The organism is Bradyrhizobium sp. SOJA106 (assembly GCF_059448745.1).
The window spans coordinates 6,683,490-6,702,587 of record NZ_CM182549.1 but is presented as its reverse complement, the minus strand read 5'-3'; the positions used below and the strand labels follow the sequence as shown (position 1 = coordinate 6,702,587).

Annotated in this window: 27 protein-coding genes, 1 pseudogene and 1 riboswitch; of the genes and pseudogenes, 9 read left to right on the top strand and 19 right to left on the bottom strand. The window is 64.5% G+C overall.

Translation table 11 applies throughout. From position 1 onward, the window contains the following. The first annotated feature begins 103 nt into the window (after positions 1-103). A complete protein-coding gene (gene bfr, locus AC5V87_RS31625) occupies positions 104-592 on the top strand; it encodes a bacterioferritin (RefSeq protein WP_235544219.1) in 489 nt (162 codons plus the stop codon). A gap of 198 nt (positions 593-790) precedes the next feature. Here bfr and AC5V87_RS31620 read toward each other — a convergent pair whose 3' ends face one another. From AC5V87_RS31620 to AC5V87_RS31610, 3 genes are all read right to left on the bottom strand, one after another. Continuing rightward, positions 791-1,393, bottom strand: a complete 603-nt coding sequence (locus AC5V87_RS31620; protein ID WP_495368831.1) for a pyridoxamine 5'-phosphate oxidase family protein — start codon at positions 1,391-1,393, stop codon at positions 791-793. 78 nt (positions 1,394-1,471) lie between these two features. Continuing rightward, positions 1,472-1,825 carry a hypothetical protein gene (locus AC5V87_RS31615; protein WP_495368830.1) on the bottom strand — a complete coding sequence of 118 codons (354 nt, stop codon included), beginning with the start codon at positions 1,823-1,825 and terminating at the stop codon, positions 1,472-1,474. A gap of 127 nt (positions 1,826-1,952) precedes the next feature. Further along, the gene (locus AC5V87_RS31610) at positions 1,953-2,294 is read right to left on the bottom strand and encodes an MmcQ/YjbR family DNA-binding protein (RefSeq protein ID WP_495368829.1); all 342 of its coding nucleotides are present in this window, start codon (positions 2,292-2,294) and stop codon (positions 1,953-1,955) included. A 150-nt stretch (positions 2,295-2,444) separates the two neighbouring features. On the opposite strand from AC5V87_RS31610, the gene AC5V87_RS31605 reads away from it, so the two are divergent. Both AC5V87_RS31605 and AC5V87_RS31600 read left to right on the top strand, forming a co-directional pair. Then, a complete protein-coding gene (locus AC5V87_RS31605; RefSeq protein ID WP_456843179.1) occupies positions 2,445-2,711 on the top strand; it encodes a DUF2277 domain-containing protein in 267 nt (88 codons plus the stop codon). An 84-nt stretch (positions 2,712-2,795) separates the two neighbouring features. Beyond that, positions 2,796-3,011, top strand: coding sequence for a hypothetical protein (locus AC5V87_RS31600; protein WP_456843180.1), 216 nt, complete (start codon positions 2,796-2,798; stop codon positions 3,009-3,011). 9 nt (positions 3,012-3,020) lie between these two features. Here the strand turns inward: AC5V87_RS31600 and AC5V87_RS31595 are convergent, their stop codons facing one another. Continuing rightward, positions 3,021-3,536, bottom strand: a complete 516-nt coding sequence (locus AC5V87_RS31595) for a collagen-like triple helix repeat-containing protein (protein ID WP_495368828.1) — start codon at positions 3,534-3,536, stop codon at positions 3,021-3,023. Between the two features lie 159 nt (positions 3,537-3,695). Here AC5V87_RS31595 and AC5V87_RS31590 point away from each other — a divergent pair, with 159 nt between their 5' ends. Beyond that, on the top strand, positions 3,696-3,941 hold the full coding sequence (locus AC5V87_RS31590; protein ID WP_456843182.1) for a hypothetical protein: 246 nt from the start codon (positions 3,696-3,698) through the stop codon (positions 3,939-3,941). Here the strand turns inward: AC5V87_RS31590 and AC5V87_RS31585 are convergent. Continuing rightward, the gene (locus AC5V87_RS31585; protein WP_456843183.1) at positions 3,938-4,183 is read right to left on the bottom strand and encodes a helix-turn-helix domain-containing protein; all 246 of its coding nucleotides are present in this window, start codon (positions 4,181-4,183) and stop codon (positions 3,938-3,940) included. The genes AC5V87_RS31590 and AC5V87_RS31585 overlap by 4 nt on opposite strands. 198 nt (positions 4,184-4,381) lie before the next feature. Next, positions 4,382-5,149: an SDR family NAD(P)-dependent oxidoreductase gene (locus AC5V87_RS31580; protein WP_456843184.1), complete on the bottom strand. Its 768-nt coding sequence runs from the start codon at positions 5,147-5,149 to the stop codon at positions 4,382-4,384. Between the two features lie 111 nt (positions 5,150-5,260). Here AC5V87_RS31580 and AC5V87_RS31575 point away from each other — a divergent pair, with 111 nt between their 5' ends. Next, complete coding sequence (locus AC5V87_RS31575; RefSeq protein ID WP_495368827.1) at positions 5,261-5,746, top strand: J domain-containing protein; 486 nt, start codon at positions 5,261-5,263, stop codon at positions 5,744-5,746. Positions 5,747-5,952: 206 nt separating this feature from the next. On the opposite strand, the gene AC5V87_RS31570 is transcribed toward AC5V87_RS31575, so the two are convergent. The 3 genes from AC5V87_RS31570 to AC5V87_RS31560 all read right to left on the bottom strand — a co-directional run bounded on the left by AC5V87_RS31570 (position 5,953) and on the right by AC5V87_RS31560 (position 7,243). Continuing rightward, entirely contained in the window at positions 5,953-6,204 is a 252-nt protein-coding gene (locus AC5V87_RS31570) for a hypothetical protein (RefSeq protein ID WP_456843186.1), read from the bottom strand. 237 nt (positions 6,205-6,441) lie between these two features. Next, positions 6,442-6,702 carry a hypothetical protein gene (locus AC5V87_RS31565; protein ID WP_456843187.1) on the bottom strand — a complete coding sequence of 87 codons (261 nt, stop codon included), beginning with the start codon at positions 6,700-6,702 and terminating at the stop codon, positions 6,442-6,444. A gap of 157 nt (positions 6,703-6,859) precedes the next feature. Then, on the bottom strand, positions 6,860-7,243 hold the full coding sequence (locus AC5V87_RS31560) for a RidA family protein (protein ID WP_456843188.1): 384 nt from the start codon (positions 7,241-7,243) through the stop codon (positions 6,860-6,862). 388 nt (positions 7,244-7,631) lie between these two features. On the opposite strand from AC5V87_RS31560, the gene AC5V87_RS31555 reads away from it, so the two are divergent. Then, the gene (locus tag AC5V87_RS31555; RefSeq protein ID WP_495368826.1) at positions 7,632-8,066 is read left to right on the top strand and encodes a hypothetical protein; all 435 of its coding nucleotides are present in this window, start codon (positions 7,632-7,634) and stop codon (positions 8,064-8,066) included. 250 nt (positions 8,067-8,316) lie between these two features. Here AC5V87_RS31555 and AC5V87_RS31550 read toward each other — a convergent pair whose 3' ends face one another. Both AC5V87_RS31550 and AC5V87_RS31545 read right to left on the bottom strand, forming a co-directional pair. Next, positions 8,317-9,024 carry a glutathione S-transferase family protein gene (locus tag AC5V87_RS31550; protein WP_495368825.1) on the bottom strand — a complete coding sequence of 236 codons (708 nt, stop codon included), beginning with the start codon at positions 9,022-9,024 and terminating at the stop codon, positions 8,317-8,319. A gap of 355 nt (positions 9,025-9,379) precedes the next feature. After that, the gene (locus tag AC5V87_RS31545; protein ID WP_495368824.1) at positions 9,380-9,895 is read right to left on the bottom strand and encodes a mismatch-specific DNA-glycosylase; all 516 of its coding nucleotides are present in this window, start codon (positions 9,893-9,895) and stop codon (positions 9,380-9,382) included. A gap of 58 nt (positions 9,896-9,953) precedes the next feature. Between AC5V87_RS31545 and AC5V87_RS31540 the strand changes: the two genes are divergently transcribed. After that, positions 9,954-10,469 carry a DUF4262 domain-containing protein gene (locus AC5V87_RS31540; protein WP_495368823.1) on the top strand — a complete coding sequence of 172 codons (516 nt, stop codon included), beginning with the start codon at positions 9,954-9,956 and terminating at the stop codon, positions 10,467-10,469. 81 nt (positions 10,470-10,550) lie between these two features. On the opposite strand, the gene thiC is transcribed toward AC5V87_RS31540, so the two are convergent. From thiC to AC5V87_RS31510, 6 genes are all read right to left on the bottom strand, one after another. Next, complete coding sequence (gene thiC, locus AC5V87_RS31535) at positions 10,551-12,449, bottom strand: phosphomethylpyrimidine synthase ThiC (RefSeq protein ID WP_495368822.1); 1,899 nt, start codon at positions 12,447-12,449, stop codon at positions 10,551-10,553. A 178-nt stretch (positions 12,450-12,627) separates the two neighbouring features. Next, a complete protein-coding gene (locus AC5V87_RS31530; RefSeq protein ID WP_495368821.1) occupies positions 12,628-13,236 on the bottom strand; it encodes a thiamine phosphate synthase in 609 nt (202 codons plus the stop codon). Beyond that, a complete protein-coding gene (locus AC5V87_RS31525; protein WP_456843194.1) occupies positions 13,223-14,005 on the bottom strand; it encodes a thiazole synthase in 783 nt (260 codons plus the stop codon). The genes AC5V87_RS31530 and AC5V87_RS31525 overlap by 14 nt, the downstream gene beginning before the upstream one ends. Positions 14,006-14,153: 148 nt before the next feature. Further along, the gene (gene thiS, locus AC5V87_RS31520) at positions 14,154-14,351 is read right to left on the bottom strand and encodes a sulfur carrier protein ThiS (RefSeq protein ID WP_456843195.1); all 198 of its coding nucleotides are present in this window, start codon (positions 14,349-14,351) and stop codon (positions 14,154-14,156) included. Continuing rightward, on the bottom strand, positions 14,342-15,367 hold the full coding sequence (locus tag AC5V87_RS31515) for an FAD-dependent oxidoreductase (protein WP_495368820.1): 1,026 nt from the start codon (positions 15,365-15,367) through the stop codon (positions 14,342-14,344). Before AC5V87_RS31515 ends, thiS begins: the two co-directional genes overlap by 10 nt. Beyond that, a riboswitch (TPP riboswitch) is annotated at positions 15,355-15,499 on the bottom strand. (Overlaps the previous gene by 13 nt.) 49 nt (positions 15,500-15,548) lie before the next feature. Next, positions 15,549-16,163, bottom strand: a complete 615-nt coding sequence (locus AC5V87_RS31510) for a transglycosylase SLT domain-containing protein (protein ID WP_495368819.1) — start codon at positions 16,161-16,163, stop codon at positions 15,549-15,551. Between the two features lie 241 nt (positions 16,164-16,404). Here AC5V87_RS31510 and AC5V87_RS31505 point away from each other — a divergent pair, with 241 nt between their 5' ends. Then, positions 16,405-16,614 (top strand): hypothetical protein, encoded by a 210-nt coding sequence (locus AC5V87_RS31505; RefSeq protein WP_456843198.1) that lies wholly within the window; start codon positions 16,405-16,407, stop codon positions 16,612-16,614. Between the two features lie 49 nt (positions 16,615-16,663). On the opposite strand, the pseudogene AC5V87_RS31500 reads toward AC5V87_RS31505, so the two are convergent. Beyond that, positions 16,664-16,849, bottom strand: a pseudogene (locus AC5V87_RS31500) (ATP-binding protein); the annotation flags it as partial. Positions 16,850-17,118: 269 nt separating this feature from the next. On the opposite strand from AC5V87_RS31500, the gene AC5V87_RS31495 reads away from it, so the two are divergent. Next, the gene (locus tag AC5V87_RS31495) at positions 17,119-17,649 is read left to right on the top strand and encodes a PRC-barrel domain-containing protein (RefSeq protein WP_495368818.1); all 531 of its coding nucleotides are present in this window, start codon (positions 17,119-17,121) and stop codon (positions 17,647-17,649) included. 141 nt (positions 17,650-17,790) lie between these two features. Here AC5V87_RS31495 and AC5V87_RS31490 read toward each other — a convergent pair whose 3' ends face one another. Next, positions 17,791-19,002: an ABC transporter substrate-binding protein gene (locus AC5V87_RS31490; RefSeq protein ID WP_495368817.1), complete on the bottom strand. Its 1,212-nt coding sequence runs from the start codon at positions 19,000-19,002 to the stop codon at positions 17,791-17,793. Positions 19,003-19,098: the final 96 nt, after the last annotated feature.

Here is a 19,098-nt window from a genome sequence, read left to right as displayed (position 1 = left end):
CCCGGCTGCGCCCCCGTAGCCGGTTGCCCTCATCCTTAAACTGACTTAGAAGCGTTCTAAATTCGGTTAGGGCCGATTTGGACTGCAAGAGCTGGAGTGAATCATGCAGGGCGACGCAAAAGTCATCGAGTACCTCAACAAGGCGCTGCGTCACGAACTGACTGCGATCAACCAGTACTGGCTGCACTACCGCTTCCTCGACAATTGGGGCCTCCTCGACATGGCCAAGGTGTGGCGCAAGGAATCCATCGAGGAGATGGAGCACGCCGACAAGCTCACCGCGCGCATCCTGTTCTTCGACGGCTTCCCGAACATGCAGGTGCTCGATCCCTTGCGAATCGGCCAGAACGTCAAGGAGATCATCGAGTGCGACCTCGCCGCCGAGATGAGCGCCCGCGCGCTTTATCAGGAAGCGGCGACCTACTGCCACGGCGTCAAGGACTACGTCACGCGCGACCTGTTCGAGAAGCTGATGAGCGACGAGGAGCACCACATCGACTTCCTGGAAACCCAGCTCGATTTGATCGGCCGCATCGGCCTCGAGCTCTACACCCAGAAGCACGTCGGCGGGCTCGAGGGCGAGGGGCATTAAGCCTCGGCGTCTACCACACACTCCGATGTCGTCCCTGCGAAAGTTGGGACCCATACCGCGGAATGTGTCGATCGTTGCCGATGGCAGCACGAGGGAAGAGCCCTCGCCAAATGACGTTCGTGGTTACGGGTCCCGGTTCGCGCTTCGCCTTGCTACGCTCGCCCGGGACGACGCCGCGATTGCGGCGCGAGCTACAGCCTACAACTGCATCTTGTAGCGCGCTTCCACGATCTCCTGGCTCTCCGGCTCGCCGAGCCCGGTCTGATCGTGAATGACCTCGCCGATGCTCGGCATCACCGAGCGCTGCACCTTCTCCGGCGACCACAGCTTCGAGCGCATCAGCGCCTTGCCGCAGTGGAAATAGACTTCGCTGACGGCGACGTTCAGCACCGCGCGCGGAGGCTTGCCGAATTCCACCATCGAGGCGAGCAGATCGGGATCGGCCGACAGCGTGCCGCGGCCGCCGACGCGCAGCGTCTCGTCGATCCCCGGCACAAAGAACAACAGGTGCACGAAGCCCGAGCCTTCGACGACGTTGCGAAAGCTGTCGATCCTGTTGTTGCCGGAGCGGTCGGGCATCAGTAGCTGGTTGGGCCCGGCGACGCGGACGAAGCCGATGCTGCCGCCGCGCGGAGAGGCATCGACGCTGCCGTCAGCGCCTGACGTCGCCAGCACGCAGAAAGGCGACATCTCGATGAACTTCTTCGCATGCGCGTCGATCGCAGGACGTGCCTTCGCGATCACCCGCGGGCTCGGCTTGGCATAGATGGTGGCGAGGTCTTCGGCGCAAAGATCGGTCAACGGCATGCCTCCACATCAAAATTGGTCGTCAAACTAGCCGATCGCGCCGCCTCCGGCCAACTAAATCACCACGAGGCACTAGACCGCATCCGCCGGCACGAAGCAGCTGATGACAATAGCGCCGCGGTGATGGACGTACCACACCACGGCTTGTCCAACCGGATTGCCGCGATCGCGGATGATGGCGCGCTCGGGCACCTCCATCCAATGTCCTTCGATCGGTACCCAATAGACGCCGCCTCGTACATCGTAGTCGGTGCGATGCCCATCCGAGATGTCGCAGCACGGCACGCCATTCGGCGCAATCACGCTCTTGAACCAGGCGCGGATATCGGGCGGGATGTGCTCATACTGGCCGTTGTCGAACGCGAACGCCGCGCCTGTCAGCGCAATCGTCGCGGCCAGCGAGACGCACAGCGCGAGCCTGTGCATGCGATCCTCCGTCGCGCTTCGATTCGTATCGTTGTTGCGATTAAGCCCGAGCTGTCAGCGCATTGCATCCTCAAATAATATGCGGCGTGAGAGCTGCCGCACATGATGCATTGCGATATGATCTTCGCTATCGCGTCTCGAGCGATGCGAGCAGCGATTTCGGCGCAACATTGCGCCAAGCCATCTCGAGCGCGCTTCGCAGCGTCACCGGATCGATCTTCGCCAGCTTCACATTCGTGCTGCCGCTCTTGCCCCAGGCGCCCGGCACCGGACGAAACATCTCTGGTTCCGCGTCGACCAGCACGGCCTGCTGGTCCGGCGTGAGCTTCACCATGCCCCACGTGTCATCGGGGTAGCCCAGAGTCGCGAACACGCGCTTGCCGGCACGAAAGTCGGCATGGCCGTGATGTGCGCCCTCGATTACGCCGGGCAGCGCGAGTGCGGTCTTGCGAAAGCGTGCCTTCGACATGCTGTCCAGCTGCTCGACTTACATCGTCCACTGCCCGTTGCGGCTCGTCATCAGCGGCCGCGTTGCGGCGGAACTTAGCAGAACCGCGCTCGAGGATGTAGGATTTCGTTTCCGCCGATCGTCCTTATGGAAACCCCCGGGAGAGACTGCATGTGCCGCAACATCAAGACGCTATTCAACTTCGAGCCGCCGGCGACCGAGGACGAGATCCATGCCAGCGCACTCCAGTTCGTGCGCAAACTGTCCGGCTTCAACAAACCGTCGCAGGCCAATGAGGAGGTGTTCGACCGCGCGGTGGCGGAGGTCTCGGAAGCCGCGCGAAGACTCCTGACCTCGCTGCACACCCATGCACCGGCGCGCGACCGCGAGGTCGAGGCGGAAAAAGCAAGGGAGCGCTCGCGGCTGCGGTTCGGCTGAGCCACTCCGTGATCTGGCTCACGGTCGGAGCCGCCTCGGGCTGCGAGGATGTCTGCCGGGGTTTTGACAGCCCGGAGCACGACCATGAGCCGCCCCCTTCTTCCGCTGAAAGCAGGTGCCATCATCTTCACGCTGCTGTGGACCGCGTGGATGATGTGGTGGAGCGGCTCGTTCTCGAGCGCGAACATCGTCATCCTCGCTTTGTGCGGCGCGGCAGTCGGCTATCTCTGGTACCGGGCCATGCGCTGGCAGTTCGAGCGCATGGGCATGCTGTCGCGAGGTGAGGACCGGACGGACTAGATTCGCCAGCTAGTTCTTGTGGCCGTGCTTCTTCTTTTTCTTCTTTTTCTTGCGATCGTCGTTATCGTCGTGATCGTCACCGTGCATCTCGTCGGGCTCCTGCACGGCGGCTTCCAGTGCGGCGCGCTCGGCTGCTTCCTGTGCTTCGCGCTCGGCGGCTTCACGCTCGCGCTGGCGGCGGCGTTCGTCCCAGGCATCGAACAGCTGATCGAGCCAAGGCAAGACCTGCTCGATCGACGGCAGCTGGCCGGGCGGTCCGGCCTCGCCGCGCGGGCCCTGTGGGCCCGGTGGCCCTTGCGGCCCGACCGGTCCCCGCGCACCGGTTTCGCCGGCCTTACCTGGCAGGCCGGGCTTGCCCTGAGGACCGGCCTTTCCGGTCGGACCGGGCTTGCCTTGAGGCCCCGGCTTGCCGCGCGCGCCGTCTGGCCCTCGCTTGCCTGGATGACCCTGCGGTCCCGGCCGTCCCGGCTCGCCCTGCCGCCCGCGCGGCCCCGGAGGTCCCTGCCGTCCTTGATCGTCTGCCACGCCACTACTCCCCTCTGAGGAAGGAAGCTACTTAGCGGCGTTTGACGACAGCAGCAATTCCGCCCGCCCCCCCGCAGCGGGCTTGATCAACATCAATCAGCGCAATGGCACGCCGTGCCATTGACTGGCATGCGGCGACGAGCGTGCGGGGAGCAACCGATGTGCGCAGCCTGGAAGATATTCTGCCTGTCCACAGTCATGTTTGCGGCGGCGCTGGGCCTCGCTTGTCTGCTGGTGCCCGACGTCGTGCCGATCGCCTTCGCCGAGGAGCCGCAATCGTCGTGGGCCGTCATGACGGCCTTCGTGCTCCGCGCCATCGAGCTGATCGCGTCCGCAGTCGCCGTGATCGCGCTTGCGGTCCTCGGCGGCGAGATGATCCGCTTCGCATGGTCACGCGCGCACTAGTCGTTGTACGCGGGCACCTCGATGCCGGACGCGGCGTAGATCCTGATCTTGTTGCGCAGCGTGCGCACCGACAGGCCGAGCACGCGCGCGGCGCGCGTGCGGTTGCCGTCGCAGCGCGCGAGCGTCTGAAGCACGAGCTCGCGCTCGACCTCGTCGACGGTCGCGCCGATCAGCAGCGGAACGATCTGGTTCGGAGCGAGGAATTGTGCGTCCTGCGGCGCCGCGACATGAACAGTGGTCATCAACACACCCCGATCAACGCCCGCTTCCTTCGCTGGAAGCGGATCGAGAACAAACGAACCCCAAGCCGTAGAACCACGGTGGGCGGGTTTGGTTAATGAAAGGTTAACCAAACCCGATCGCACCAGATGACCTCAGGAATGCCGCGAAGGTGCCGCGATTGGCACGAGATGCATAGTGATGCGGGACGATCTCGCGCCTTACACCGTCCTGTATCCGCCATCCACCATCACGATCGTGCCCGTGACGTAGGCCGACAGGTCCGATGCGAGGAAGATCGCAGGGCCGACGATGTCCTCGGGCTTGCCGGTGCGCGCGAGCGGGGTGTGATCGACGAAGGCCTGCACCAGCGCTGGATTGGTCGCGCGCACATGGGCGTTGATGTTGGTCTCGATGAAGCCCGGCCCGATCGCATTGACGCGCACGCCTTCCTTGCCGAGCTCGACCGCAAGCGCCTTGGTGAAGCCGAGCACGCCGTGCTTGGAGGTGGTGTACGCCGCCGAGCTCGGCGTGCGCAGATGCACGAAGGATTGGATCGACCCGATATTGACGATGCGGCCTTTGCTGGCGCGTAAGGGGGCGAGGAAGGCCTGCGTCATGTTGAAGACGCCGTTGAGGTTGAGCGAGATGATGTCGTTCCAGTCCTTCGCCACCGTCTCCGTCTCGGCGGTGAAGGCGTTGCGGCGGGTGATGCCGGCATTGTTGACGAGGATGGAGACCTGCCCGACCTTGTCGGCCACCTGCTTGGCGAGGGCAAAGCAGTCCTCGCGCCGGGTCACGTCGAGCGCAAAGCTCTCGGCCTTGCCGCCCGCTTTTCGGATCTCCTGCGCGGCTTCCGCGACCGTGTCGGCGTTGACGTCGAGCAGGACCACCTGCGCGCCCTCGCGGGCGTAGCCGGCCGCGATCGCCCGGCCGATGCCGGAACCGGCGCCGGTGACGACCGCGATGTGGTTTGCGAGCAATGCCATGACAATTTCCTCCCGATTTCTTTTCGAAGTTTCACGAAAGGCTAACTCGAAATTAAGGGGTCGGAAACGGCGGCCTTGGCATACTGATCTTCATTCCTAAACGTTGCGCGCATGATGGAACGGCTGGACTCCTGGAAACTCGCCCTCGAACGCCTGCGCTCGGCGCAGTCGGCCGACTTCGCCGAGGCGGGCCGGCTCGTGGCTGAGATCGCGCGGATGAGCACCGACACGGTGCTGCGGCAGGCGGCCGAGCAGGCGCTTCCGGTGCTGCGCCAGGCCGTGGACAATGACGATCACAGCGTCACGCTGGCGGCGCAGCGCCGTCTCGCTGTGGTCCTCGATGTCGTCCATGACCTTGCCGCGCCCCGTTTCGGCCGCCGCAATGCCGCGCCGAAAAAACTCTCCAGCGAGGACCGGGCCCGCAAGATGCTCGGCTTGCCGCTCGCGGTGCAGCTCACCTGCGAGGACATCAACCAGGCCTATCGCCGCGCCGCCAAGGGCATGCATCCCGACCAGGGCGGCAGCACCGAGGCCTTCATCGATCTTGCCGCCGCGCGCGACATCCTGATCCATCCCGGCGCGCACAAGGACGCGTGAGATCGAGATCTAGGCAAAGGTGCATCGCGCCGTGCCCACGTCTTTCGCGATGATGGATGGAAGTGGTGGGCACGCTTGCGCTTTGCCCATCCGAAAGCCGAAGGATAGAAACGCGAGCGGGCAAGGATGCTGGCATCGCATCCTTGAGCGGGCAAGGATGCTGGCATCGCATCCTTGCCCGGCTCTTGTCATCTGCCGATCGAATCCTACCAGGCGCAGTGACCGGCCTTGAGCGCATGGTCCTTCAGCATCAGCGCGTCGACGAAGGTCGGCACGGTCGCGCTGGCGCGGTGATAGCCGGCCGGCCACGGCGTGGTCGGGATGCTCTCGTCCCAAATCTGACAGAACCCCGTGTCCTGCCAGCGGATCAGGTGATAGCTGGCTTCGGCAGGGCTCGCGGCAACGAAGGCCGTGACGGCAAGACCCGCGGCAGCGCACAGCATGGAAATACGACGCATGATCAGCTCCTCAAATGAAAGATGTGATGCGCCTCCCGGAATGACGGGAGGGGGGACGCGGGACGTTTTCAGGCAGGCGCCCCGGACAAGATGTGAGTAGTTCCATCCGCGGAGCAGGTTCAAAGCGTGCGCGTGGGAAACGCCTGGTCTCGCTCGAAAAAAGGAGGGCGCCGGCAAAGCAAAAGGGCGGACCGCTTGCTGCGATCCGCCTTTCCAGCGCGATCTGTCGCGTGAGGCTTACAGCGTGCAGCGGCGCTCGGCGCGCAGCTTGATCTGCAGATCGGAAGCCTCGGTGAAAGTCGGGAGCGGCTTGCTGACGACCTTGTAGGTCGACACCCCCCACTGGAACGGCTTGTACTTAAGATCTTCGTTCCAGACCTGGCAGATGCCGGTGTTGTCCCAGCGGATCACGTAATAGCCGACCTTCGCCGATGCGGGCACGGCGAATACGGAACTGGCGATGCCGGCAATCGCACAGAGGGCGAGAACGCGACGCATGAAGTATCTCCTTGTGGGGAAGAGTGAGCGGAAAATTCGTGCGGTAAAAGCAGGTCCTTTGCAAGCCGGGCAGAGCGGCCGTTCACGGACATGTCAGACGCAGCGGCTTACTTGGTTTGTCGGCGTGCCCGTCAAGCCACACGCCCTTAGGCCTGTCTCACTTCGCCAGCGAGGCCACCGCCTCGATCTCGATCAGCATCTTCGGATCGGGCAGGGCCTGCACCACGCAAGTGGTGCGGGCCGGATAGGGCGGCGGGCCGAACGCGCCGGCATAGAGCGCATTCATCGCGGCGACATCTGAGGCGCGGGTCAGCAGCACGTTGACCTTGACGAGGTCGCGGAACGTTGCGCCGGCCTCGTCGAGCACGCGACGGATGTTGACGACGACATTGGCGAACTGCGCATCGAAGCCCTCGGGCAGCGCGCCATTAGCATCGAAGCCGGGAATGCCGGAAATGAACAGGAGGTCACCGATCCGCGTCGCAAAGGACAGCGGCGGCGCCTTGACGTGCGGCGGGGGCGCGAAATGCTGGATCGGCATGGGTCACCTCAAAGTCGTGTCGTCGCATGAGCCTAGCGACATGCGGGGCAGTTGCAATCGGCATTGCGTGAGAGGGCGAAAACAAAAATTCGAAAACAACCCCATGCACAGTAGAAAAGGCCCCGACTTGTCAGTGCGTTTCGGAAATACAGCAATTCAACTTGACGCGTCGGGCAAAACACTGGCAGAATGGCATGATCGCGGCGGCCTCGGTGCACGATGGTTCGCCTCTACCCGTAAGAACGGGCGGAGGGAGCAGACCGTGCAAGCGGAGACAACATCGCTCGCAACCCACGCCCACCCGATCATGTTGCCGCCGCGATCGGTCGGATAGATTCGTCGCCTCTGATTCGCTTTCCCTTTGAAAAATAGCCCCCGGAGATTCCGCATGAAGATCGCATCCACCTTCCGCGCCGCGCTGGTTGCCGTTGCCGCGCTGGCCGGCCTCTCGACCGTCGCACGGGCCGACGGCGGCACCGTGGTGCTGACGATCTACAAGGCGGGCTGGATCATTGGCGGCTCGGGCGGCTCCGGGGTCCTCAACTTCCACGGCCGCGCCTATCCGCTCTCCACCGGCGGGCTCGACTACGGCCTCGTCTTCGGCGGCTCCAAGACCGTGCTGCGCGGCCGCGTCTCCAACATCAACCGCCCCTCCGACGTCGCCGGCGTCTATGGCGCCGCCGGTGCCGGGCTGGCCCTCGGCCGCGGCGCCCGCGCCATCGTGCTGACCAACCAGAAGGGCGCGGTGCTGGAGCTGACCGGCACGCAGGTTGGCTTGATGGCGAATGCGGATCTCAGCGGGCTCGCGATCACGATGCGGTAGGGGGCTCGGTGCCGTGCGGCAGGGCTCGGTGCCGTAGGGTGGGCAAAGGCGCACTTGCGCCGTGCCCACCGTCTCTCTCGCCGCAAATACAGACCTCATCCTGAGGAGGCTGCGAAGCAGCCGTCTCGAAGGGATGACTGCGGAAAGACGCGGGCCTGCGTGGTTCGAGACGGCGCTTCGCGCCTCCTCACCATGAGGGTTGTACGCCGCGATCGCCGATCGATGGTGGGCACGCTTTCGCTTTGCCACCCTACGGGACCGCGGACCACCCACTCACCATCGCATGCACCCGCTCGCAATGCGCGACGAGATTTGCGTGCGCATCGACGAACGCCTTCAGCGGCGTCGCGATCGGAAAATAATAGATGTCGGCGACAAAGCCGTAGATGCCGGCATCGATGCTGGCAGGCGCCGCGCCGTGCACGAAGCCGTGCGCCGGCACGATCTCGGCCAGCACCTGCAGATCCGCGAGCCCTCGCGCGTAGGCCTGCTCGGGCGCGTAGCGGCCGATGCCCTGGAAATGATAGCGCTGCGCGTTGTACGCCTTGGCCTTCTCGAATCCTTCGGCATTGATCTGCGGATGCTGAGCAATGAAGCCGTCGCGGAACGCCGGATAGAACCGCTCGTCCTTCCAGCGCGAATAGGACATCACCCAGTAGAGATCATCCAGCATGCGCGTGACGAGATGATCGGTCCGCCGTTGCTCGGCTGACAGCGCCGCATCGATCGTCAGGTGATATTTCGCGATCGCATGCGCGATGATGGTCTCGCTGTCGCCGATGGTCTCGCCCTCGTCGACGATGTAAGGCAGCTGTCCGCGCGGCGCCGCGGCGGCATCGAAGATGTGCTCGTGCACGAACGGCACGCCCGCGAGCTTGAGGAAGGCGTAGACCTTGAGGCCGTAGCCGTTGTTGTCGGCGACGCCAAACAGTTCTGGGTAGGAGTAAAGGGTCAGCATGGCGCGGCTCCCCTGTGATGGCGGGCCAGCATGCAGGGGCGCCGAGATGGATGCAATGGCCCACGGAATTCGCCAAGCTCGGGCGTATACGGGATGAGGACGGATGTGCCCCGGACGCAGTGCAGCGCGCCGCTTGCGGCGTGATGCGCTGCAGAGCCGGGGCCCATGCTGCATCCGTGCCGGAGCCCCTGGGTCCCGGGTTGCGCTGCGCTTGCCCGGGACACGAGAGCAGAACCGATCCGAGCCTGAGCCGCCCAAAGCGCGATGAGATAGGGACGAATCGTTATCGCGCTTTGGGTCGTTGTTTGAGCATGATCTTTTCGGACAACCGCTGCGCACTTTTCCGGCTCATGCTTTAGCTCGTGCTAGCAATCCACGCCGCAAGCTCCCGCCACGGCTCGATCGTCCAATGCCCGGACGCCGCGCCGGACGGCGACGGCAGCACGAAAATCTCCGGCAGGCTCGCATCGCGCACCTGCCGCCCCAGTGCGATCGCGCTCGACGGCCTGCCGTAAAACAGGCTCGCCGCCTTCTTGCTCGTGAACGCAATCGTGCGCGGCCGGTACTCTTCCATCTTGGCCCTGAAGCCGGGCACGTCGATCATCTCCGCCGCGATCTGGTGATCCATCCCGGCGCCCGACTTGGAGAGATCGGTGAAGCCGATCCCGAGCGCGATCAGCAAAGCGAACTCCTCCGGCTGATACCGCCGCGGCGTGATCCCGGCCTCATGGATCGCGCGCCAGAAGCGGTTGCCGGGATGGGCGTAGTAATGCCCGAGCTCGGCCGAGCGCGTCGACGCGGCGGTGCCGACGAAGACGAGGCGGAGATTTGCGCGGAGCTGATCGGGAAGGCGGTGAACGATCTTGGACATCGTCGATGCGACTAATGACTTGCTTCTTGCCTGAATCTGCCGTCGATTATTGTGAGGGGTGAACGCCGTGCACCCGTCGGGGGGAGGAATGCAGGACCATTTCGAGTGGCCGGAGCCCGAGCACGAAGCCGACAAGGTCATGTTGCGCAACGTCCGCAACCATGGCTGCCACATCACGGGCATACCCGACGCCCATCCGCGATTTGCATTTTCAATCGGCCTGTTTCTGAACTATGGCCACCCCGAACTCATCATCTTCGGCCAAAGCGCCGCCAACGCGCAGGCCATCATCAACCTTGTCCGCGATCGTGTCGTGGCGGGGCATAAATTCGTCGACGGCGATATCGCCGACGAGTTGCTGGAGAACGGCTACAAGCTCGGCTTCTGGCATGTTCCGTTCGCGGCCTATCCCGAATACCTCGGCACCGCGATGTGGTTCTACAGGAAATCGCGGCTTGCCTTCCCCTGCCTGCAGATCATTTGGCAGGACGTCAACAGGCGGTTCCCTTGGGAGCCGGAATGCTCGTCCTCCGTCAAAGCGGATCAGCCATTGCTGAAGAAGACCGTTTCTTGAAGCGACGCTTCTGCAAGAAAGCCGGGCGAATTGCCCGACTTTCTGAATGGTGCAGGTGAACTCGGGCGAGCAGGAGGGCGCTCACAATACCTTGTTGCTCTCCTTCACCTTCTCCGCATCCAGATAAACGCTCGAGCCCATCTCCTTGAACTTCGCGCTCATCTTCGCCATGCCGTCCTCGACGGTGCCGCTCAGCGACATGCCCACGCTGTTCGGATCGTTCAGCGTCGCCGCGTAGTCCCGCACGTCCTGCGTGATCTTCATCGAGCAGAATTTTGGGCCGCACATCGAGCAGAAATGGGCGACCTTGTGGGCTTCCTTCGGCAGGGTCTCGTCGTGGAAGTTTTTCGCGGTGTCCGGATCGAGGCCGAGGTTGAACTGGTCGGTCCAGCGGAATTCGAACCGCGCGCGGGAGAGGGCGTCGTCGCGCAGCTGGGCTGCGGGGTGGCCCTTGGCGAGGTCGGCGGCATGGGCGGCGATCTTGTAGGTGATGACGCCGGTCTTGACGTCGTTGCGATCGGGCAGGCCGAGATGCTCCTTCGGCGTGACGTAGCAGAGCATGGCGCAGCCGAACCAGCCGATCATGGCCGCGCCGATGCCTGAGGTGATGTGGTCATAGCCCGGCGCGATGTCGGTGGTCAGCGGTCCAAGCGTGTAGAACGGCGCCTCGCCGCATTCCTTGAGCTGCTTATCCATGTTGATCTTGATCTTGTGCATCGGCACATGGCCGGGGCCCTCGATCATGACCTGGCAACCCTTGTCCCACGCGATCTTCGTGAGCTCGCCGAGCGTCTCGAGCTCGGCGAACTGCGCGCGGTCGTTGGCGTCCGCGATCGAGCCCGGACGCAGGCCGTCGCCGAGCGAGAACGAGACGTCATACTTGCGCATCAGGTCGCAGATCTCGTCGAAATGCGTGTAGAGGAAGCTCTCCTTGTGATGCGCGAGGCACCACTTCGCCATGATCGAGCCGCCGCGCGAGACGATGCCGGTGACGCGGTTGGCGGTGAGGTGGATGTATTGCAGCCGCACGCCGGCGTGGATGGTGAAATAGTCGACGCCCTGCTCGCACTGCTCGATCAGCGTGTCCTTGTAGAGCTCCCAGGTGAGCTTCACGGGATCGCCGTTGCACTTCTCCAGCGCCTGGTAGATCGGCACGGTGCCGATCGGCACCGGCGAGTTGCGCAGGATCCACTCACGCGTGGTGTGGATGTTGCGGCCCGTCGAGAGGTCCATCACGGTGTCGGCGCCCCAGCGGATCGCCCACACCATCTTCTCGACCTCCTCCTCGACCGACGAGGTCACCGCCGAGTTGCCGATATTGGCGTTGATCTTGGTGAGGAAGTTGCGGCCGATGATCATCGGCTCGAGCTCGGAATGGTTGATGTTGGAGGGGATGATGGCGCGGCCGCGCGCGATCTCGCTGCGCACGAACTCCGGTGTGATGAAGGCGGGCACCGAGGCGCCGAAGCTTTCGCCGTCGGCCAGCGCTGCCTCCGCGCGCTCGAGCTGCTGCTTGCGGCCGAGATTCTCGCGCTCGGCGACGTAGATCATCTCCTTGGTGATGATGCCGGCGCGGGCGAATTCGAGCTGCGTCACCTTGTGGCCGTCGAGGCCGCGCAAGGGTTTGTGATAGGCGCTGAAGGCGCGCGCGGCCTTGTCGGTGGAGACGCTGCCATTGTCCTCCGGCTTGATCTGCCGGCCCTCATATTCCTCGACGCCGCCGCGCTCCAGCACCCACTGCTTGCGGTTGCGGGCAAGGCCGGCATTGACGTCGATGGTGACGGAAGGGTCGGTGTAGGGGCCCGAAGTGTCGTAGACCAGCAGGTTCGGCTCGCCGGCGCCTTCAGAGAGGATGATCTCACGCAAGGGCACGCGGATGTCCGGTGCGGCGTTGGGGCTCGCGAAGATCTTTCGCGAGGAGGGAAGGGGACCGGTGGTGACGGCGGGGACGGTCTGTTGCGGATTGGAGCGGATGTTCATGGGATCCTCCTTCAGTTCGTTGGCATCGCTGCGCGAGCGACAAATACCGCTGTCATCCCCGCGAAGGCGGGGATCCAGTATTCCAGAGGCGGTGGTGAGATGTGGCTAGGCCGCGGCGTACTGGATCGCCCGGTCAAGCCGGGCGATGACAGTTGAGGGCGTGGTGAGAGAGTGAGCATCATGCCGCCTCCTCGGACTGGCCGAGCCATTGCCGCACGCGGGCATCGGGGTCGGCGTTCTGGGTGACGTCGGAAACGACAGCAATCGAATCCGCGCCCGCGGCAAAGATCTCCGCGGCGTGCTCGAACTTGATGCCGCCGATCGCGACCAGCGGGATGTTGCCGATGCGCTTCTTCCATTCCGTGATCTTCGGAATGCCCTGCGGCGCGAAGCGCATCGATTTCAGCGTGGTGAAGAAGATCGGTCCCAGCGCGACATAATCGGGCTTGGCGGCGAGCGCGGTGGCAAGCTCGGCGTCGTCGTGTGTGGAGATGCCGAGCGACAGGCCGGCCTCGCGGATCGCCTTGAGGTCGGCCTCGGCGAGATCCTCCTGGCCGAGATGCAGATATTTCGCGCCGGCGACGATCGCGGCGCGCCAATAGTCGTTCACGACCAGCTTGGCTTGCGTGCCGTTCGTGATCGCCAGTGCGTCGGTGACGATCTGCAGCGCCTCGGCGTCATTCAGCTCTTTGGCGCGCAGCTGGATGGTGCCGACGCCGAGCTTGGTCAGCCGCTCGATCCATTTGAGGCTGTCGACGACGGGATAGAAGCGATCAGGATACGGCATGCCAGAACGGGGTCCCAACGACAGGGGTGGATGGGGAGGCGAAGTCGCGGGCGTTCATCAGCCCGGCTTCGAAAGCGGTGCGGCCGGCCTCGATTCCGAGGCGAAAGGCGTTGGCCATCGCGACGGGATCGGCGGCTTTTGCGATCGCCGTGTTGAGCAACACGGCGTCGTAACCGAGCTCGAGCGCCTGCGCCGCGTGGCTCGGCGCCCCGATGCCGGCGTCGACCACCAGCGTGATGTCGGGCAGCCGCTCGCGCAGCAGCCTCAAGGCATCGCGATTGGTGATGCCCTTGGCGCTGCCGATCGGCGCGGCCCATGGCATCACCACCTTGCAGCCGGCATCGACCAGGCGGTTCGCGACCGAGAGGTCCTCGGTGCAATAGGGGAACACCTCAAAACCGTCCTTGATCAGGATGGTCGCGGCTTCGACGAGGCCGACGACGTCGGGCTGCAGCGTGTCGTTGTCGGCGATGACCTCCAGCTTGATCCAGGACGTCCCGAACAATTCGCGCGCGAGCTTTGCGGTTGTCACGGCTTCTCGCACGCTGCGGCAGCCGGCGGTGTTGGGCAGCACGGTGACGTCGAGCTCGCGGATCAGCTTCCAGAACGCGTCCCCGGTCTTGCCGCCGGCGGATTCGCGGCGCAGCGACACCGTGACGATGTTCGAGCCGGAGGCGCGGATCGCCGCCTGCATGATCGCGGGCGAGGGATAGAGCGCGCTGCCGATCAGGAGGCGGGAGGGGAAGGATTTGCCGTAGAAGGTCACCATCTTGAATTCCCCGTCATTCCGGACGGGCCGCGGAACGCGGACCGATCCGGAATCTCGAAGTTGCGGCGCGATTCCGGGTTCACGCTTCGCGTGCCCCGGAATGACGGGCCAATGCAGCCGTCGTCGCGAAGAGAGCGTGCCATCGCTGTCACCCTCCCTGCCGCGGCGTGATGATCTCGATCTCGTCGCCGGCCTTCAGCACGGTCTCGGCCCAGCGGCTTTTCGGCACGACGTCGTAGTTGAGCGCGATCGCGAAATGGGTGCCCTCGTAGTCGAGCTCAGAGAGCAGCGCATCGACGCTGGCCGCGTTCACCTCGCGCTGCTCGCCGTTGACGATCAAGCGCATTGCATCACCTCATTGTCGATCTGGCCGCGCTCGACGTAAGCAAGCGTCAGCTCGGCGAGCGCCGGCGCGATCAGGAAGCCGTGGCGGTAAAGCCCGTTGACGCTGATCTCTTCGCCGCGAATGCCGATGCGGGGGAGATTGTCGGGAAAGGCGGGGCGCAGGCCCGAGCCGAATTCGGCGATGCGCGCTTCGCCGAAGGCGGGATGCACGGCATAGGCTGCGCCCAAAAGCTCCAGCGCGGAGCGGACGCTGACGCCGGTGTCCTCGGCCTCGATCGAGGTCGCGCCCAGCATGAACAGATTGTTCTCGCGCGGGATCACGTAGAGCGGCCAGCGCGGATGGATCAGCCGCACCGGGCGCGCCAGCTGCACCTCGTCCGTCTCGATCAGGATCATCTCGCCCTTGACGCCGCGCAGCTCGGGCTGGTCCTCCCGTGCGGCGAGGCCGCGGCAGTCGATCACGATGCCTCCAGGATTAAGGTTTGCGAGATCTTTCGCGCTGACGTCGCTGTCGAATTTGATGGTGCCGCCGGCCGCTTTGATGCGCGCGTGCAGCTTCGGCAGCACGCGGCGCGGCTCGACATGGCCCTCGGCCGCGAAGAACAGCGCATCGCGAAAACGGCCCTCCAGCGACGGCTCGAGCTCGGCGAGCGCGGCGGCATCAAGCCGTCGGTGGCCCTCGGTCATGCGGGCAAAGCGCTCGAAATCGTTGCGCTCGCGCGGATGGGCGACGACCAGCGAGCCGTTGAAGGGTGTGTCGGGCAGCTCACGGCGCCAGATGTCGAGGGAGCGCTGGCCGAGCCTGGAGATGACGGGTTCGGCGACCTCGGCCTCGCACCACGGCGCCAGCATGCCGCCGGCCCAGTGGCTGGTGGATTCGGTCATCGCCGCGTCACCGCGCTCGTGTAGGGTTACGGCGTGGCCGGCCTGCGCGAACAGGAGCGCCTGCCAGGCGCCGGCAATGCCTGCGCCGATGATGGATACCGGTGAATCCGGTCGCTTGGTCGTCTGCAACATCCCTGTCCCTTCGCCGGCATGACCCGGATCAGGTTCAAAGGGTCACCGCGGTCCTGGGCCGGCTTGCTGAAGTGCAGGCCTGTCCATTTAGCGGTATCTCAGCTCCTCCTCGGAGCACCCCTCGGAACGGCTCTAATGTATGCCAGTGGGAGCTGGTGTCAACGCGTTAGCCACAGGCCAGTCATTCCGGGGCGGCTCGAAGAGCCGAACGCGGAATCTCGAGATTCCGGGTTCGACGCTGCGCGTCGCCCCGGAATGACAGAACCTGCGCCCGCGCATTGCGGACGCCTTGCGCCAGCTTCCTGGGCGGCGCGGTGCCGAACATCGGCTGCGGGTTGCCATTGGGCTCCAGCCAGGTTTCGGTGCTGGCCTCACGCACCATCGCCTGCTGCTGCTCCTGGCGCTGCCGCTTTGCGACGTAGTAGTAGCCGCCCGCGAAATAACGCACGGCTCGCGCGTGGTCGCCATTGGCGGCGTGATAGGCGCCGGCGAGGTATTTGACTGCGTAGGTGAGATTGGTGTTGGGATCGCGCAGGCCGGCGGCATCGCCGGTGTAGCCGAGCCCGCGCGCGGTCGCGAGCTTGATCTGCATCAGGCCGATGGTGCCGCCGCGGCCGATGAGGCCGGGCTGGTAGCGGCTCTCGCGCATGATGACGCGGTGCACCAGCGCCTCCGGCACGCCGTTGGCGCGCGCATGCGTCGCGACCATCTCGGCATAGTCGGCTTCGCCCGCGAATGCGGCCTGCGGCACGATCAGTCCGGCCGCGAGCAGCACGGCAATGCGTAAAATCTTCATGAGATATTCCTGAGGTCCTTGAAGTGACCTGCGCCCGGCCGCGGTTAGGCGCGGAACGCGGCGATGATGTGACCAAACGCCGCCACGCGTGTTTTTTGCGGCGCCGAGCCGCCGTGATGACGCAAAGCTGGCGTAACTGACGCCTTGGGGCGAACGACCCCCGGCTCGCGACAGCACGCCTGTCTATTGGCATCGGCTTGCGAAAGCGAGTATGAAGACGCCTGCGAAGTGGGAGGGTGCCATGACAAAATCAAACAAGGCACACATCGGCGACGTTCCTAGACACAACCCCTGTGCCCAGTGCGGCACGCCAATCCCCCAGCCGGACTGGATCGAGCCGGGCGAGGGGCGCGTCTCCTATCTCTGGAATTGCCGCGCCTGCGGATATCGCTTCGAGGCAGTGGCGATCTACGGCGAGATGGCAGTCGAGCACCCGCCGCTCGCGGCCTGACGCGCATCGCTGCGGATCGCTTCGTCCCCATCTCTCCCCGCCGGGGAGAGGTGAAGTCGTCCATGGTGCGCGCCTCGTCGCCGCGCACGAACGGCTCCAGCATCTCCTGCTTGCGCGCGTCCGAAATGCCGGAGCCGTCGTCCTCGACGTCGATGACGCGCATGCTGGACGATGCATCGAGGCGGATCGTGACCTCGGAGCCGAACCGCACCGCGTTCTGGACGAGGGTTGCAATTCGGATTCTCCGCGCTTCCGATCGACTGCAAGAGCCGACCTAAAGCGACGCAGCTCCGCGCGTTCCTCGCCGCGATCGTGCTTTCCGCCGGGGGCGCATGATCATCGGCGGGGAACCGTGCGCCGCAAAAAATTGTTCCTGGGTGACGCAGGAACAATCCGTCGCCGTTCTTGTGCTCGCATCCCGCGACGAAATTGCCGCGCGCACGGAACTGGGAGTGAGCAGCGCTGTTTTCTTCGCACGAGTTTTCTGTGGAAGGAGAGGACAACATGCTGATGAAATCGATCGCCGCCGGCCTCGCCGGCACGGCACTTCTTGCGACCGTTGCGTTCGCGCAATCGCCGACCGCCACCACCGACAAGGCGGCCCCTGCAGCCACGGCCACCACGACGACCGCGTCGGGTGAGTGGCGTGCCTCGAAGATGTCGGGCCTGAAGGTCTATAACGAGGCCAACGAGAACATCGGCTCGATCAACGATCTCCTGATGGACAAGAGCGGCGCCATCAAGATCGCCGTGATCGGCGTCGGCGGCTTCCTCGGCATGGGTGAGCATCTGGTCGCGGTGCCCTATGAGAAGCTGAAGTTCGTCAACGAGGCCGTGGCCTATACCGGCACCAGTGGCGCGGGCGGCACGATGAACAAGTCGACCACCACCACCACCGGCGCTGCGACCGGCACCGACAAGACCGCGACGACCACGTCCTCGTCGTCCTCGTCGAAGTGGTATCCCGACCACGCCGTGTTCAACGCCAGCAAGGACGAGCTGAAGAACATGCCCGAGTTCAAGTATTCGGAGTAACGCAGCTCGCGTGATGGCCTAAACGAAGCGCGCCCGGTTTTCACCGGGCGCGCTGTCGTGTCTTTTCACCGCATGCCGTGACGTCGTGGAAGCTTCGGCGTCCTCCTGATGCGGTGGCTCCGCTCCTATCGAACGAGACGCTCAGTGCGTCACCAGCGGGCAGCCGCCCTTGTCGAGCGGACGGAAGGCCTCCTCGCCGGGCACGGTGGCGATCAGCTTGTAGAGGTCCCACTCGCCCTTGGAGTCCTCGGGCTTCTTGACCTCGAACAGATACATGTCGTGGACCATGCGGCCGTCGATGCGTATCTTGCCGTTCTTGGCGAAGAAGTCGTTGACGGGCATCTTGCGCATCTGCTCCATCACCTTCGGCGCCTCGTCGGTCTTGATGGCGTCGATCGCCTTGAGATAGTGCATCGTCGCCGAATAGAGGCCGGCCTGGATCATGGTCGGCATGTGCCCGACCTTCTCGTTGAAGCGTTTTGAGAAGGCGCGCGTCTCCTCGTTCATGTCCCAGTAGAAGGCGTCGGTGACGATCAGGCCCTGCGTCGCCTTGATGCCGAGCGAATGCGTGTCGGTGATCTCCTGGAGCAGCGCGATCATCTTCTGGCCGCTCTGGGTCAGGCCGAACTCGGCCGCCTGCTTCAGCGCATTGGTGGTGTCGCCGCCCGCATTGGCGAGCGCGACCACCTTGGCCTTGGAGGCCTGCGCCTGGAGCAGGAAGGAGGAGAAGTCCGAGGAGTTGAGCGGATGGCGGACGTCGCCGAGCACCTTGCCGCCGCTTTCCTTGACGACATTGGCGGCATCGCGCTCGAGCGCCATGCCGAAGGCGTAGTCGGCGGTGACGAAGAACCAGGTGTCCTCGCCGCGCTTCACCATCGCCTTGCCGGCGACGTTCGACAGCGCATAGGTGTCGTAGGTCCAGTGCACCGTGTTCGGCGAGCAGGCGGGGCCGGTGATGTCGGAGGAGCCGCCGCCGGAATTGACGTGGATCTTGTTCTTCTCGCGCGTCAGCGCCGAGACCGGCAACGCGACCGAGGACGTCGGCACGTCGAAGATCGCATCGACCTTGTCGTTGTCATACCAGTTGCGGGCGATGTTGACGCCGACGTCGGGCTTGTTCTGGTGATCGGCGGCGACCACCGCGACCTGTTTGCCGGCGACCTTGGCGCCGTAGTCGGCAACCGCCATCTCGACCGCGGCGAGCGAGCCCTTGCCGGTCGCGTCCGCATAGAGGCTCGACATATCCGTGAGCACGCCGATCTTGACGACGTCGTCGGAAATCTGCGCCTGTGCAGGGCCTGACGTGGCGGCAAGCGCGAGACCGACTGCTGTGGCGGCGACGAGTTTGTGCATATGTTTCTCCCTCAGCGTTGTTGTTTGGGTTTTGTTGCGGCACGGTTGTAGCGACAAACGATCGCGGCAGCTAAGCGGTGCGCGCCATAGCGGGAT

Coding starts and splice junctions, on each gene's coding strand:
- bfr (WP_235544219.1), top strand. CDS start 104: ATGCAGGGCGACGCAAAAGTCATCGAGTACCTCAACAAGGCGCTGCGT.
- AC5V87_RS31615 (WP_495368830.1), bottom strand. CDS start 1,825: ATGCACAGGCTCGCGCTGTGCGTCTCGCTGGCCGCGACGATTGCGCTG.
- AC5V87_RS31610 (WP_495368829.1), bottom strand. CDS start 2,294: ATGTCGAAGGCACGCTTTCGCAAGACCGCACTCGCGCTGCCCGGCGTA.
- AC5V87_RS31605 (WP_456843179.1), top strand. CDS start 2,445: ATGTGCCGCAACATCAAGACGCTATTCAACTTCGAGCCGCCGGCGACC.
- AC5V87_RS31600 (WP_456843180.1), top strand. CDS start 2,796: ATGAGCCGCCCCCTTCTTCCGCTGAAAGCAGGTGCCATCATCTTCACG.
- AC5V87_RS31590 (WP_456843182.1), top strand. CDS start 3,696: ATGTGCGCAGCCTGGAAGATATTCTGCCTGTCCACAGTCATGTTTGCG.
- AC5V87_RS31585 (WP_456843183.1), bottom strand. CDS start 4,183: ATGACCACTGTTCATGTCGCGGCGCCGCAGGACGCACAATTCCTCGCT.
- AC5V87_RS31580 (WP_456843184.1), bottom strand. CDS start 5,149: ATGGCATTGCTCGCAAACCACATCGCGGTCGTCACCGGCGCCGGTTCC.
- AC5V87_RS31575 (WP_495368827.1), top strand. CDS start 5,261: ATGATGGAACGGCTGGACTCCTGGAAACTCGCCCTCGAACGCCTGCGC.
- AC5V87_RS31570 (WP_456843186.1), bottom strand. CDS start 6,204: ATGCGTCGTATTTCCATGCTGTGCGCTGCCGCGGGTCTTGCCGTCACG.
- AC5V87_RS31565 (WP_456843187.1), bottom strand. CDS start 6,702: ATGCGTCGCGTTCTCGCCCTCTGTGCGATTGCCGGCATCGCCAGTTCC.
- AC5V87_RS31560 (WP_456843188.1), bottom strand. CDS start 7,243: ATGCCGATCCAGCATTTCGCGCCCCCGCCGCACGTCAAGGCGCCGCCG.
- AC5V87_RS31555 (WP_495368826.1), top strand. CDS start 7,632: ATGAAGATCGCATCCACCTTCCGCGCCGCGCTGGTTGCCGTTGCCGCG.
- AC5V87_RS31550 (WP_495368825.1), bottom strand. CDS start 9,024: ATGCTGACCCTTTACTCCTACCCAGAACTGTTTGGCGTCGCCGACAAC.
- AC5V87_RS31545 (WP_495368824.1), bottom strand. CDS start 9,895: ATGTCCAAGATCGTTCACCGCCTTCCCGATCAGCTCCGCGCAAATCTC.
- thiC (WP_495368822.1), bottom strand. CDS start 12,449: ATGAACATCCGCTCCAATCCGCAACAGACCGTCCCCGCCGTCACCACC.
- AC5V87_RS31530 (WP_495368821.1), bottom strand. CDS start 13,236: ATGCCGTATCCTGATCGCTTCTATCCCGTCGTCGACAGCCTCAAATGG.
- AC5V87_RS31525 (WP_456843194.1), bottom strand. CDS start 14,005: ATGGTGACCTTCTACGGCAAATCCTTCCCCTCCCGCCTCCTGATCGGC.
- thiS (WP_456843195.1), bottom strand. CDS start 14,351: ATGCGCTTGATCGTCAACGGCGAGCAGCGCGAGGTGAACGCGGCCAGC.
- AC5V87_RS31515 (WP_495368820.1), bottom strand. CDS start 15,367: ATGTTGCAGACGACCAAGCGACCGGATTCACCGGTATCCATCATCGGC.
- AC5V87_RS31510 (WP_495368819.1), bottom strand. CDS start 16,163: ATGAAGATTTTACGCATTGCCGTGCTGCTCGCGGCCGGACTGATCGTG.
- AC5V87_RS31505 (WP_456843198.1), top strand. CDS start 16,405: ATGACAAAATCAAACAAGGCACACATCGGCGACGTTCCTAGACACAAC.
- AC5V87_RS31495 (WP_495368818.1), top strand. CDS start 17,119: ATGCTGATGAAATCGATCGCCGCCGGCCTCGCCGGCACGGCACTTCTT.
- AC5V87_RS31490 (WP_495368817.1), bottom strand. CDS start 19,002: ATGCACAAACTCGTCGCCGCCACAGCAGTCGGTCTCGCGCTTGCCGCC.